Source organism: Halomonas sp. BM-2019 (assembly GCF_017584085.1).
The window spans coordinates 2789278-2789690 of the sequence record NZ_CP071922.1 but is presented as its reverse complement, the minus strand read 5'-3'; positions in this window follow the sequence as shown (position 1 = coordinate 2789690).

Genomic DNA, 413 nt, shown 5'->3' with positions numbered 1-413 from the left:
ATGGCGGTGGCTCCCTCGGCGAGCAGCAGCTCCTCCAGGGTCTCGGCCTGTTCCGGAGCGATATGGGCCTTGAGTTGCAGCCAGGGCATGGGGGTCTCCCTAAGAGAAAGGTTCATCGTATTCTGGCGTGAACGCTTCCTGTGGGAGCTCGGGTATTCCCGAGCGAATGGCGCCGCAGGCGCCCGGTTGGCATTGCCAAGCCGGGTGTCGCCCAACGGGGAGGCCTTCGGCCTCCATTCGCCCGGCAGAGCCGGCCTCCTACAGAACAGCACCGTGCAAGAGTGAGAAGGATCAAGCGACAGGGGCGTCAACGCAAGCGGGGCGGCCGAGGCCGCCCCGCCGGAGACGCCAGGGGCTTTACAGCCCCAGCTTCTTCTCCAGGTAGTGGATATTGACCCCACCCTGCTGGAAAT